A 12,710-nucleotide genomic window follows, 5' to 3' on the forward strand; every position below is an offset into this window, starting at 1 on the left:
GCATCGTTTTTGCAAAACTGCTTTGCTCGAATATTTACCATACACAACAACTACAATAACAATAGAATGAATCAAACAAAATATATTTTTGTTACAGGCGGAGTAACGTCTTCTTTAGGGAAGGGAATTATTGCAGCTTCATTGGCAAAATTATTACAAGGAAGAGGATATAGAACAACAATCCAAAAGTTTGACCCGTACCTTAACGTTGATCCCGGGACATTAAACCCTTACGAACACGGAGAATGTTACGTGACCGATGATGGAGCAGAAACGGATTTGGACTTGGGACATTACGAGCGTTTCTTGAACGTTCCTACTTCTCAGGCGAATAACGTTACCACGGGTAGAATTTATCTTTCGGTTATTGAAAAAGAACGAAGAGGAGAATTCCTTGGGAAAACGGTTCAAGTCGTGCCTCATATTACCAACGAAATCAAGGAAAGAATGCAATTGCTGGGGAAATCCGGCGATTTTGACATTGTGATCACTGAAATCGGAGGAACTGTCGGTGACATTGAATCTTTGCCTTATATAGAATCGGTTCGTCAATTGGTTTGGGATTTGGGCGAAAGCAATGCCATTGTTATCCACCTGACCTTGATTCCTTATTTGGCCGCAGCCGGGGAATTAAAAACAAAACCAACACAGCATTCCGTTAAAACCTTGATGGAAAGCGGTATCAAAGCCGATATCTTGGTTTGTAGAACCGAACACGAAATCTCGGATGAAATTCGCAATAAATTGGCCTTGTTTTGCAACGTGAAAAGAGAAGCCGTAATTCAATCCATTGATGCCTCGACGATTTATGAAGTGCCCAATTTGATGTTGGAAGAAGGTCTTGACGTTGTTGCCTTGAAAAAATTGGATTTACCCAAGAAAGCCGCTCCGGATTTAAAACACTGGAATACTTTCTTGCGTAGATTAAAATTGCCTAAAAACACCGTAAACATCGGTTTGATTGGGAAATATGTAGAAATGCAGGATTGCTACAAGTCTATTTTGGAAGCATTTATTCACGCAGGTGCAGCCAATGAAACCAAAGTAAACGTGATTTCCATCCATTCGGAATATATAGATACTGAAAATATTAAAGAAAAACTGCAAAGTCTGGACGGTATTCTTGTTGCTCCAGGTTTTGGAGAAAGAGGAATCGAAGGGAAGATTGAAGCCATTCATTACGCCCGTGAAAATAAAGTTCCATTTTTGGGAATTTGTTTGGGGATGCAAATGGCAACCATCGAATATTCAAGAAATGTCTTGGGGTATGCCGATGCCAATTCGACCGAAATGAATCCTGATACCAAGCATCCTGTCGTCAATTTGATGGAAGACCAAAAAACGGTTACCGACAAAGGAGGAACAATGCGTCTTGGAGCTTGGAAATGCGAAATCAAACCAGATACTTTGGCTTACAAGATTTACGGGAAAACGACTATTTCCGAGCGTCACCGTCACCGTTATGAATTCAACAGCCATTATTTGGCCGAATTGGAAAAAGCGGGATTGAAAGCTTCGGGAGTCAATCCAGAAACCGGTTTGGTCGAAATAGTGGAATTGGAAGACCATCCTTTTTACATTGGAGTACAATACCACCCAGAATACAAAAGTACCGTTGAAACACCACATCCACTTTTCGTTAATTTTGTGGCAGCAGTCGTAAAAGCAAAGAAGAAATAATTTAAGTAACAATTTTTAGCAAAATTGGACTAACGATAATTAATATAAAGTAACACATCAAAAACCCATTTTGGGGAGAGGATAAAAAAATTAAAATGGAAGAAAAAAAATTAGACCTCAATTCGATTATAGGTTTCGTGTTGATTTTTGGAATCTTGATTTGGATAATGTGGCAAAATCAACCTTCGGAAGCAACAATTGCTGCTGAAAAAGCCAAAAAAGAGCAACTTGCCAAAGCAGAAAATGCCAATAAAGTTGTTGCCAATAAAGCTGTTGCAGCTCCTGTGGCCATTGTGGCTGGCGATTCAACCCAATTGGTTCAATTGCAAAAAACTTTGGGAGGATTTGCTTATTCCGCGACTCTTCCATCTGCAAAAAATGATTTTACGACCATCGAAAACGAAGTGGTAAAGTTGAAAATCGCCAATAAAGGAGGTTATATTGTGGAAGCTGCCTTGAAAAACTTCGAAAAATTCAAGAAAGGTTCAGGAGAATTGGTGGAATTGATAAAAGACAACAATGCCGATTTGAACATTCAGTTGCAAACAACGGATAATCGTACTTTAGATACCAAAAACCTGTATTTCGAGCCAACTTTAACCAAAGTGGGAGCAGACCAAGTGCTGTCAATGAAATTGAAGGCGGGTGCCAATGAATATTTGGAATACAAATATATCCTGAAACCAAACGAATACATGGTTGGTTTTGACCTTCGTTCACAAGGTTTGAACAAAGTTTTGAATACTGCCAAACCATTGGACTTGGAATGGAATTTGAAATCATTCAGAAACGAGAAAAGTGTTTCTTATGAAAATCGTTACGCCGAAGTTCATTTTGAATATGAAGAAGGAAAAACGGATTATGTGGGTCAAGGACAAGACAAGGAAGAAACACCGGTGAAACTGAGTTATATTGCTTTCAAACAACACTTTTTTACTTCTGTTTTATTGACGGACAAGCCTTTTGAAACCTCAAAATTACAATCGAATAATTTGGTTGTTGACGAAACTAAAGATACCATTTTTACCAAACAATTTAAAGCAACTGTTCCTTTGGCTTTCAATAATGGTGAAATAGATTATAAAATGAGCTGGTATTTTGGACCGTCAGATTATAAAATATTAAAATCATACGACAAAAATCTGGAAAAGGTAATACCGTTGGGTTGGGGAATTTTCGGATGGATCAATAAATTTATTTTCATTCCATTGTTCGGGTTTTTAAGTACCACCATGGGATTAACATTGGGAATTGCAATCATTATTTTCACGATTTTGATTAAGATTGCAATGTCGCCCATCACTTACAAATCATTTTTGTCGCAAGCCAAGATGAAAGTATTGCGTCCGGAAATTACCGAGTTGGGAGAAAAATTCAAAAAAGACCCAATGAAGAAACAACAGGAAACAATGAAGTTGTACAACAAAGCGGGAGTGAATCCGATGGCAGGTTGTATTCCTGCCTTGATCCAGATTCCGTTCATGTATGCTTCGTTCCAATTTTTTCCATCGGCTTTCGAGTTGAGACAAAAAAGTTTCCTTTGGGCAGACGATTTGTCTTCTTTTGACCAGGTTGCAAAATTGCCTTTCCATATTCCGTTATACGGAAGTCATGTTAGTTTGTTTCCAATTTTGGCAGCCATTGCGATTTTCTTCTATATGAAAATGACTTCTGGTGACCAACAAATGGCGGCTCCACAACAAGAAGGAATGCCGGATATGGCCAAGATGATGAAAATGATGATTTACATTTCGCCAGTAATGATGTTGATTTTCTTCAATAGTTATGGTGCTGGATTGAGTTTGTACAACCTTATTTCAAACGTGATTACCATTGGAATTATGTACGTGATTAAAAACTACATCGTTGATCCTGACAAGATTCACGCCCAAATCCAGGAGAACAAATTGAAAGAGCCTAAAAAACAAGGCAAGTTTCAACAAAAACTCCAACAGGTGATGGAACAAGCCGAAGCCGAAAAAGCTAAAAATAAAAAGAAATAGTCAAAAAAAACTCCCAGAAATGGGAGTTTTTTTTGTGCCAAAATTTTTTATTTAAAGGGAATCAAACACAACTCCACAATTATTTTCTCTTAATCCATTCGTAATTTACAATGGCGAGACCGTAAAAAACAGAATCGGCAGTAATTTTGCCAAGGATGATTCCAGTAACGTAATTCCCTGTCAAAACAGGCATCCAATACATGCAAAACGGTCGAATGAAGAAGAAATCCAAAATGGCGGGATAACCAAATTCCAGGATTAAATTTCGCAATAGAAGCAACACTTCTTTTAAAGGAGGGTTGTTGTCCAATGCTTTATTGGTTGCCACCAATTTTTTGTAAGCTAGAAACACGATAACGCCATAAAAGGCAAAATATTCGGCAAAAGTGATTAAATAAGCAGTAGTTAATCCATCAAAAATCCGGCTAAATTGGGAACTCGCCAATGCAGCGCTAGTAGCGGCCAATTCGGCATATTTATACCGATCAAACCATTCCTTGAAATTAGATTTATTGAACATTGGGAGTTTTGTTTTAGCAAATCAATACTTTAATAAAAAAATACCCCGTCACTTCGAGTAATTTTGGATGGTAATGCGACAGCTTTACCATCTAAAAATGTATCGAGAAGCTTATAATAGAAGGTTCTCGATACATTTTATTAAAAAAAGCTGACGCATTTTTTAATAAAACACTCGAATAGACGATAAGTAAGTAGAGCGTATTTATACTAAAATGGTAGTAATTACCACAATTGGTGTACTTCCGGCTTGATGTATTTTTCGTAAATGGCATTCATTGCCGCAATTTTTTCAGGGGTCAATTTCGGCAAATCATAAACCGATAAATTCGATTGAACGTGGGCGGCTTTTGAAGCTCCCGGAATAATACAACTTATTTCATTGAAAGCCAGGATCCATTGCAAGGCAATTGGTGCCAAATTTGGAGCTTCTGGAAACAATTCTTTCAAAGCTGCTACAGCTTTTAAACCCAGTTCATAATTAATTCCCGAGAACGTTTCCCCTTTATCGAAGGCGGCTCCGTCTCGGTTGAAATTTCGGTGGTCTTGTGCTCCAAAAGTGGTTTTGGAATCGAATAATCCAGTCAAAAGTCCGCTGGCCAAAGGTACTCTTGCGATGATGCCGATGTCTTTTTTCTGGGCTTCCTTGAAAAACAATTCGGATGGTCGCTGACGGAACAGGTTGAAAATGATTTGAACCGTAGTCACGTTTGGATATTCAATGGCTTTGAGTCCTTCTTCCACTTTTTCGACGCTGACACCCAAGTTTTGGATTTTTCCTTGTTCTTTCAAACGGTCAAACAATTCGAAGATTTCGGGACGGTAATACACTTCTGTTGGAGGGCAATGCAATTGAATTAAATCCAAGGTTTCGAGTCCGGTTCTTTTCAAACTGTCTTCCACGAATTTTTGTAAAACCTTTGGTTGATAACCCTCATTCACGTGCGGATTGATGTGGCGACCGCATTTTGTGGCTACATAAATACGTTCCGAACGAGAGCGAACCACTCTTCCAACGGCTGTTTCGCTTAATCCATTTTCGTAAACATCGGCAGTGTCGATGAAATTCACGCCACTATCGATGGCGGTATTGATTAATTCGTCTGCGGTTTTGTCATTGAAAGGAGAACCCCATTTTCCGCCCACTTGCCAAGTTCCCAATGCTATTTCGGAGATGTTGAAATTGGTTTTGCCTAATTTTCTATAGTTCATTTTTTTTTATTATTTATTTGATAATTCGATGTTTTCGGTGAGTAGAATAATTTGCTGGATGGATTCTCTATTTTTAACAAAACATTCATTCTTCTTCATAGTTTCCAAAAGCTACAACACCCATTTTCTCTTTTTCATCTGAACTAGTAATAAATTTAAGTTTTGAGCCTGTTTTGCTCCACACATTCTTGCTTATTGTTTCTCCACCAAAATCCTGTTTAACAATTTTAGCCGTGTATCCCTTATTTTTAAGCTCCATTTCAATGAAAATAGCATTTGGGACACCATCATAAATACAACTTACACCTTGTATCTTGTTCGCTTTTGTATAGTACACTTCTATACTTTCAATTTGAGAACTAAAAATATATACTTCTTTTATTTCTCCATCATTTAATTGTTCGACATCTTCTTTTTCGAATCCTTTCTCCTTCATAAAGGAATCAATGTTATCCTTTGTAGTCTTGAAATATATATCGTTGACAAGGGCTATTTTTTTATTCTCAAATTTTATTTGTCCAAAAACTATAGAGCCTTGCAATAAAAGTAACAGTAGTATTAATTTTTTCATGTTCATTTTGTTTTTTAGTGAAATTTATATTGGTTGAAAATTTTTATTTAAGTTCATAATATTAAATAAGTAGTTGCTTTTAATTTTAGAAATTTATTAGTTGGGTAATATATAAATTATTTTTTGTAATCATAAGTATCTTTAATGTAGAAATGAAATAGTAAGTCTTTTTTATTTAGATAATAGCAGTTTCGCTATCGCTTTTTCCACAAGCGGCGCCATGACTTCATATCCTGCTTTATTGGGATGCACTCCATCATCGGCATAAGCAGCTTTCAATCCTTTTCTTTCATCCACCATGGCTGCATAATAATCGAGATAGAGAATCTCATTCGCATAGGCATATTGTTGCAGCATTGTATTGAATGTCTCCATCTTTTCGGCGGGAAAAGAACCCGTTTTCCAAGGGAAATCAGATGCAGGCAACAGCGAGCATAGAATCATTTTGATTTGGTTGGCTTTGGCGAGTTCCGCCATCGAAATAATGTTGTCCAGTATCATTTCCAATGTCGAAGGTCCCGTGTTTCCTGCAATGTCATTGGCGCCAGCCAACAAGACCACAATCGTGGGTTTTAAGGCAATCACGTCGGCCCTGAAGCGAATTAGCATTTGTGGCGTGGTTTGTCCGCTAATGCCTCGGTTAGTGTATGGTTTTCCGGCAAAAAAATCGGGACAAAGTGCAGACCAGAACTCGGTTATGGAATCCCCCATAAACACGATTCTTTTTTGTCCAGAATCCAATACTTCAAGAGCCGCGTTCTCTTTTTGATATTTTTTTAAATAGGGCCAGTCCTGCATTTGTAATTTGTTTGCCATATCATTAAAGGACTTTGTATTTTAGAAACTGCCAATGGACAGTGAACAAAAATAAGGATTTCGTCCAGTATTACCTATTAATTGTGATGCTGAAAAGCATTGGTTGAAGCCAATTAAAAATTTAGTTAAAAAATGAAATGGGATAAAATATTGACTTTTAAATCGTTAAATTTGGGTGAACATTAAAATTTTAGATACATGAAAAGAAATGCTACCGCAGTTTGGAAAGGTTCGCTTAAAGAAGGAGCCGGCCACTTGACTACCCAAAGTGGAATATTGCAAAACACGCAATATTCATTCAAATCCCGTTTTGAAGAGGGAATTGGTACTAATCCGGAAGAATTGGTTGCTGCGGCACATTCTGGATGTTTCACCATGCAACTTTCAGCCTACATCACCGAGGGCGGTTTCGAGATTGAAAGTATCGAAACTAAATGCGATATTAACCTGCTCGAAGGAAGAATCGTAAGTTCACACCTAACCGTAAGTGCCAAAATTAAAGGGATTTCCAACGAAACTTTTCAAGAATTGGTCAGTAAAGCAGAGGAAAATTGCCCTATATCAAAATTATTTGACACGGAAATTTCTACCGAAGCCAGTTTGGCTTAAATTTGATTTATTTTCAATAAAAAAGGCTCGATTGGTATGCAATCGAGCCTTTTTATGTTTTGAATCGAGGGGTTATGCCCTTTTTAATAAAAAATCTGTGTAAATCCGTTGTGTCCGCTTTATCCGCGTCCCATTGAAGTTCCGGTATTAATCAAACAAATCCGAAGATAAATAGCGATCGCCTCGGTCGCAAATAATGGCGACAATCACTCCAGATTCAATTTGTTCGGCCAGTTTTACCGCAACGGCAACTGAACCGCCACTGCTCATTCCTGCAAAAACGCCTTCTTCTTTGGCCAATCGTTTGGTCATTTCGCGCGCTTCTTTTTCGGAAACTTCCATAATGACATCTACTTTTGAAGCATCAAATATTTTGGGTAAGTATTCTTGTGGCCATTTACGGATTCCCGGAATTTGGGAGCCGTCACTGGGTTGCGCCCCAATAATCTGGATGGCTGGATTTTTTTCTTTCAAGTAAGTGGAAGTTCCAATGATGGTGCCCGTGGTTCCCATTGCCGAAACAAAATGGGTAACGGTTCCTTCGGTATCATTCCAGATTTCAGGGCCCGTGGTTTTGTAATGTGCTTTCCAGTTGTCGTCGTTGGCAAACTGGTTCAGCATGACATAACCGCCTTCGGCCACTTTTTTGTCGGCATAATCCCTGGAACCAATAATTCCCTCACTTGCCGGTGTTAAAATAACGGTTGCTCCATAAGCCAGCATCGTTTGGGTGCGTTCTTTGGTTGAATCTTCCGGAAGCACGAGTTCGATTTCCACATTGAACAATTGGGCAATCATTGCCAATGCAATTCCGGTATTTCCGCTGGTGGCTTCAATAAGTTTGTCTCCTTTTTTGATGTCCCCTCTTTCGATTGCCGAGGCAATCATGTTGTAGGCGGCACGGTCTTTTACGCTTCCTCCGGGATTGTCTCCCTCCAGTTTCAGTAAAAGTTTGACGTTTTTGTTTTTGACCAAATTGACGGTTTCCACCAAAGGCGTATTGCCAATCAAATCCAATAATTTTTTAAATTGCATGTTATTTTAACTCTTTAATTTTTACTTCTGTGATGGTGGTATTGGTCACGATGGATTTTGCCGGAATGGATTTTGTAATCCAGGTATTTCCGCCAATAATGCTGTCTTTTCCGATGGTGGTTTCTCCGCCCAAAATAGTGGCATTGGCATAAATGCAAACATTTTTCTCAACCGTTGGATGTCTTTTGGAGTTTTTCATATCTTTGCTAACGCTCAATGCGCCCAAAGTTACCCCTTGGTACAATTTTACATGTTTCTCGATTACGGATGTTTCTCCAATAACAATTCCGGTGGCGTGGTCTATAAAAAATGGTGACGCAATCGTCGCACCGGCGTGAATGTCGGTTCCCGTGATTTTATGGGCGTATTCACTCATTAATCGGGAGAAAAGCAGCATATCCAACAAGTACAATTCATGACTCAGTCTGTAAATGGCAATGGCGTAAAATCCGGGATAACCCAAATATACTTCTTCAATACTGTTGGAAGCGGGATCGTTTTCTAAAATATAGGCAGCATCCTGATTCAAATTTTCAAGGACAGAAGGCAGTCTTTCCAGAAATTGTTCCCAAATGCCCTCGCATATTCCTTCGGGTTTTTTGCAGGCAATTTTTGCAATTTCCTTGAATGATTTTTCAAGTTCATCGATGCTTTGATCTAAAGGCGCATTGGCGTCAAATAGGGTATAGAAGAGCTTCTCGGTGAAGTATTCCACCTTGGTTTTGATGCCGTAATTGATAACAAAATGGCTCTTTAACGCTGCAATATTTTTTATGATAAGTTCTTTTGTCACGATAGTAGAGTTGAATTGTTAGTACAAGTCGTAAAAGTAAGGCGTTTTTAGAAATTGAAGCAATAATTAAGGAAATAAATTCGAAAGCTTTGCAAGAATCTTTGTTGGTTTTATAACTTATGATGGATTCTGAAATGGTGTTCAAGAGATTATTTTGCAGACTTTTTTATGGCGATTTTTTCATTTTGTCGAGCAGGGTTTCAGTTTCGATTTCTGAAATTGATTCGACTGTTTTTTTGAAAATTTTAATTTTAAAAACGAAAGTGAAAGTCCTTGTTTTTCTTTCAACGCCAAATCCTGTTTTCTTCCATCCGATGGTTTTGATTTTGGTTTCATTGCAAATTTTGAAGAAACTTTTTCAATAACAAATGATGTTGTTTTAAAGTTCCTTACTTTTGGAAACGGATTGTAAAATGATAAAAGTTAACCCAAATAAAGTAGAAGGAAATGTTCAATAAAGGAGATAAAGTTTCAGTTCTGGATGAAGCTATAAATGGAGTGGTGGTTTCGGTGAAAGATAAGGAGGTTACCATCGAAACCGAGGATGGTTTTATGATGACATTTTTTGTCAAAGAGTTGATTAAAATAAACGATTCCAGTGATTTAAAGAATGCTGTCGGAAGAATTAATGTAAGTGAGATTGCCAAGGAGAAAGAAATTCCAAAACCGAGAAGTTTTGTCAAAGAACGCAAAGACAAGCACGAAATTTCAGCTCCCGAATTTGATTTGCACATTGAAAAATTGGTCCCCAACAAGCGCGGAATGTCCAATTATGACATCTTGACTTTGCAGTCGGAAACGGCAAAAAGACACATTGAATTTGCCATAAGAAATCGCATTCCGAAGATTGTTTTCATACACGGAGTTGGCGAAGGAATACTAAAATCGGAACTGGATTTTTTGTTGGGCAGGTATGATAATATTGTTTTCCAAGATGCCAATTATCAAAAATATGGATTGGGTGCCACTGAAGTTTTTATCAAACAAAACAACAAATAATTTGTTTTTTCAAGTTGATAATTAAAACCTGAAAGCAAAAAATAAACCGCAAATTAATCTTCGTTTGGAAGTTTAATTTGCGGTAAAATATAGTTGGAATTTGCGATTAAATTTTAGTTGGTTGTCGTCAACTCGCCATAGATGTAATTGTCGCCAAGACTGAAATCGCTGTTGCCTTTCTTTAGAGTGGCTTTTTTGATAACGATGGTGTGTTTGTAGGCTGTCGTACCATTTTTTATTGTTGTAACTTCTATAATTCCACTAGTTCCAGCAACACCTTCCACGCCACGCCATTCTTCTTTTACTGCTGGAAGAATCGGAACCGATGTTCCACAAAAGTATCCGGGAGTAAGAACCCCATTGGAATACAAACGATAAGTAAGTATGTTTCTAAGGTTGCCAATTAATCCTGTTCTTGGTGTGTTTAAAGGCGTTTCCACGTTTACAATCAAACTTGGGTCAATGTTGTCTATGGTCAATGCTTCGCTGCTAACGTAATTGTAAAGTTGTTTTGATGTTGGACATTGTTCCAGTGTTTGGTCAAAACCAAAAGGCAATGGCAAAGATGGGGTAACATAATCTCCAAAAGGAAATGTTTCATACACCTGTGTTCCATCGGTTTTTGCGAAAGTGATGTTCTTGAAAACAATATTGTGGTTGTAACCCGTGATTCGGGTACTGTTGTCGGCTGTATTTGTCGATTTTACGGCTGTCGTGATTATTTGTATTTTACCAGATATTCCAGTCCATTGATCCGTCACGGCTGGCAATGCAGGTGGAATGGTGTTGCAGATGTTGTCTGCAGAAACTATCCCGTTATAAAAACGGTACACGACCCGATTAGTTGAATTGTCAATATCAATCAGGGTTGGACTTCCAGGAACAGTAGGGTCATTTACAAATGAAGTCTCTGGAATTTCAAGCAGTAAAGATTCTTTTTCTTTTAGTTTAAAGATGAGGTTGTTGGTAGTGCAACTTTGGGTTGCGGCATCTTCAAAATCAATGGTTTCCATTGTTAAATCACCATCATCACAACCGTTTAAAAATAAAACAAAAATCAACAAACTGACAACTCTTTTCATCGTATAAAATATTTGGGTCAAAAATAGTGAAAAATTGACAATTGAGAGTAGAGAATTGCCAATTGATATTTCATAACTTTGTTCCAATGAAATCGCCATTAACAAATCGTTTGCGGAAGCAATTGTATAATCATCGAACTCCGATGAAAATAAAAGTTGTGAGATAAACACCAAAAAAATAAAGCGATACCATATATGACCGCTAAAAAACTACTTTTGCATATATGAAAAAAGTATATCTCGATAATGCATCCACCACGCAACTTCGCCCTGAAGTCGTTCAGGAAATGTCCAAAGTTTTGGCCGAAGATTACGGAAATCCATCGTCAACGCATAGTTTTGGGCGTAATGCCAAAAGCATTTTGGAGCTTTCCCGAAAGTCCATCGCCAAGCAGTTGAATACTTCGACTCAAGAAATTATTTTCACTTCTTGTGGTACCGAAGCCAATAACTGGATACTTCGCTCAGCGGTCAAGGATTTGAAAGTAAAGCGAATCATTACCAGCAAAATAGAACATCACGCTGTTTTATACGCCGTTCAGGCCTTGCAAAGGGAATACGATATTCAAGTGGATTATGTGGCGGTGAAGCCCAATGGTGAAATTGACATTACTGATTTAGTGGATTTGCTTTCGCAAGAAACCAAAACTTTGGTCAGCTTGATACACGTCAATAACGAAATTGGAACTATTTTAAATTTAGACAAAGTAGGACGAATTTGCGAACAACACAATGCACTTTTTCATTCTGATACGGTTCAATCAGTCGGGAAAGCCAGAATCGATTTGCAGCATTTACCTGTTAATTTTATCACGGCCAGTGCACACAAATTCCACGGACCAAAAGGGGTCGGTTTTGCTTATGTGAAGAAAAACTCGGGATTGCAACCCTTGTTTTTTGGTGGCGATCAAGAAAAAGGTTTGCGTCCCGGAACCGAAGCGATTCATCAAATTGCGGGAATGGCCAAAGCTTTGGAACTGTCCTATGCGAATCTGGAAGTAGAAAGAAATCATATAGCCGAATTAAAAAAATATGCAATCAGCCAACTTGAAATAGAGTTTCCTGCTTTTGAAATCAACGGAATACAAGAGGGGTTTTACACGCTTTTAAACATTCGACTGCCTTTTTCCGATGATAAAACCGCAATGATTTTGTTTCATCTCGACATGAAAGGAATTGCCGTTTCCCGAGGCAGTGCCTGTCAAAGTGGAAGTACGAGACCTTCGCACGTTTTGGCAGAAATGCTTTCGAACGAAGATTTAAAGAAACCCAGTTTGCGCATCTCCTTCAGTCATTACAATTCAAAAGAAGATGTCGATTTGTTGATTGAAGCTTTGAAAAGTATGTAAACAATAATATGAAAAACAAAAAATCCGCCGAAAGCGGATTTT

12 protein-coding genes are annotated in these 12,710 nt (G+C 38.1%); 5 read left to right on the top strand and 7 right to left on the bottom strand.

What is annotated here, in order from left to right; genetic code table 11:
- Positions 1–66: 66 nt before the first annotated feature.
- Together pyrG and yidC are read left to right on the top strand one after the other, a co-directional pair.
- Positions 67–1,680, top strand: a complete 1,614-nt coding sequence (pyrG, locus tag BUC16_RS05800) for a CTP synthase (protein ID WP_073368811.1) — start codon at positions 67–69, stop codon at positions 1,678–1,680.
- 95 nt (positions 1,681–1,775) lie between these two features.
- Positions 1,776–3,683, top strand: coding sequence for a membrane protein insertase YidC (gene yidC / locus BUC16_RS05805; protein WP_073368813.1), 1,908 nt, complete (start codon positions 1,776–1,778; stop codon positions 3,681–3,683).
- Between the two features lie 79 nt (positions 3,684–3,762).
- On the opposite strand, the gene BUC16_RS05810 is transcribed toward yidC, so the two are convergent.
- The 4 genes from BUC16_RS05810 to BUC16_RS05825 all read right to left on the bottom strand — a co-directional run bounded on the left by BUC16_RS05810 (position 3,763) and on the right by BUC16_RS05825 (position 6,801).
- Positions 3,763–4,203, bottom strand: a complete 441-nt coding sequence (locus tag BUC16_RS05810) for a hypothetical protein (RefSeq protein WP_073368815.1) — start codon at positions 4,201–4,203, stop codon at positions 3,763–3,765.
- 224 nt (positions 4,204–4,427) lie between these two features.
- Complete coding sequence (locus tag BUC16_RS05815) at positions 4,428–5,414, bottom strand: aldo/keto reductase (RefSeq protein WP_073368817.1); 987 nt, start codon at positions 5,412–5,414, stop codon at positions 4,428–4,430.
- Positions 5,415–5,499: 85 nt separating this feature from the next.
- Positions 5,500–5,985 carry a hypothetical protein gene (locus BUC16_RS05820; protein WP_141226090.1) on the bottom strand — a complete coding sequence of 162 codons (486 nt, stop codon included), beginning with the start codon at positions 5,983–5,985 and terminating at the stop codon, positions 5,500–5,502.
- A gap of 171 nt (positions 5,986–6,156) precedes the next feature.
- Positions 6,157–6,801: an SGNH/GDSL hydrolase family protein gene (locus tag BUC16_RS05825; protein WP_073368820.1), complete on the bottom strand. Its 645-nt coding sequence runs from the start codon at positions 6,799–6,801 to the stop codon at positions 6,157–6,159.
- 198 nt (positions 6,802–6,999) lie between these two features.
- Between BUC16_RS05825 and BUC16_RS05830 the strand changes: the two genes are divergently transcribed.
- Positions 7,000–7,410, top strand: coding sequence for an OsmC family protein (locus BUC16_RS05830; protein WP_073368822.1), 411 nt, complete (start codon positions 7,000–7,002; stop codon positions 7,408–7,410).
- Between the two features lie 147 nt (positions 7,411–7,557).
- Here BUC16_RS05830 and cysM read toward each other — a convergent pair whose 3' ends face one another.
- Together cysM and BUC16_RS05840 are read right to left on the bottom strand one after the other, a co-directional pair.
- Positions 7,558–8,445, bottom strand: coding sequence for a cysteine synthase CysM (cysM, locus tag BUC16_RS05835; RefSeq protein ID WP_073368824.1), 888 nt, complete (start codon positions 8,443–8,445; stop codon positions 7,558–7,560).
- Between the two features lies 1 nt (position 8,446).
- A complete protein-coding gene (locus tag BUC16_RS05840) occupies positions 8,447–9,238 on the bottom strand; it encodes a serine O-acetyltransferase (RefSeq protein WP_073368826.1) in 792 nt (263 codons plus the stop codon).
- A 447-nt stretch (positions 9,239–9,685) separates the two neighbouring features.
- Here BUC16_RS05840 and BUC16_RS05850 point away from each other — a divergent pair, with 447 nt between their 5' ends.
- Complete coding sequence (locus BUC16_RS05850) at positions 9,686–10,237, top strand: DUF8465 domain-containing protein (RefSeq protein ID WP_073368830.1); 552 nt, start codon at positions 9,686–9,688, stop codon at positions 10,235–10,237.
- Positions 10,238–10,350: 113 nt separating this feature from the next.
- Here the strand turns inward: BUC16_RS05850 and BUC16_RS05855 are convergent, their stop codons facing one another.
- Positions 10,351–11,319, bottom strand: coding sequence for a hypothetical protein (locus BUC16_RS05855; protein WP_141226091.1), 969 nt, complete (start codon positions 11,317–11,319; stop codon positions 10,351–10,353).
- 224 nt (positions 11,320–11,543) lie between these two features.
- Between BUC16_RS05855 and BUC16_RS05860 the strand changes: the two genes are divergently transcribed.
- Positions 11,544–12,668 carry a cysteine desulfurase family protein gene (locus BUC16_RS05860; protein ID WP_073368834.1) on the top strand — a complete coding sequence of 375 codons (1,125 nt, stop codon included), beginning with the start codon at positions 11,544–11,546 and terminating at the stop codon, positions 12,666–12,668.
- Positions 12,669–12,710: the final 42 nt, after the last annotated feature.

It is taken from the genome of Flavobacterium fluvii, assembly GCF_900129545.1.
GTDB classification, from domain to species: domain Bacteria; phylum Bacteroidota; class Bacteroidia; order Flavobacteriales; family Flavobacteriaceae; genus Flavobacterium; species Flavobacterium fluvii.

What these genes read in the sequence shown, in the direction of transcription:
- BUC16_RS05820 (WP_141226090.1), bottom strand. Translation starts at nt 5,985, where the DNA reads ATGAAAAAATTAATACTACTGTTACTTTTATTGCAAGGCTCTATAGTT.
- BUC16_RS05815 (WP_073368817.1), bottom strand. Translation starts at nt 5,414, where the DNA reads ATGAACTATAGAAAATTAGGCAAAACCAATTTCAACATCTCCGAAATA.
- yidC (WP_073368813.1), top strand. Translation starts at nt 1,776, where the DNA reads ATGGAAGAAAAAAAATTAGACCTCAATTCGATTATAGGTTTCGTGTTG.
- BUC16_RS05860 (WP_073368834.1), top strand. Translation starts at nt 11,544, where the DNA reads ATGAAAAAAGTATATCTCGATAATGCATCCACCACGCAACTTCGCCCT.
- pyrG (WP_073368811.1), top strand. Translation starts at nt 67, where the DNA reads ATGAATCAAACAAAATATATTTTTGTTACAGGCGGAGTAACGTCTTCT.
- cysM (WP_073368824.1), bottom strand. Translation starts at nt 8,445, where the DNA reads ATGCAATTTAAAAAATTATTGGATTTGATTGGCAATACGCCTTTGGTG.
- BUC16_RS05810 (WP_073368815.1), bottom strand. Translation starts at nt 4,203, where the DNA reads ATGTTCAATAAATCTAATTTCAAGGAATGGTTTGATCGGTATAAATAT.
- BUC16_RS05855 (WP_141226091.1), bottom strand. Translation starts at nt 11,319, where the DNA reads ATGAAAAGAGTTGTCAGTTTGTTGATTTTTGTTTTATTTTTAAACGGT.
- BUC16_RS05830 (WP_073368822.1), top strand. Translation starts at nt 7,000, where the DNA reads ATGAAAAGAAATGCTACCGCAGTTTGGAAAGGTTCGCTTAAAGAAGGA.
- BUC16_RS05850 (WP_073368830.1), top strand. Translation starts at nt 9,686, where the DNA reads ATGTTCAATAAAGGAGATAAAGTTTCAGTTCTGGATGAAGCTATAAAT.
- BUC16_RS05825 (WP_073368820.1), bottom strand. Translation starts at nt 6,801, where the DNA reads ATGGCAAACAAATTACAAATGCAGGACTGGCCCTATTTAAAAAAATAT.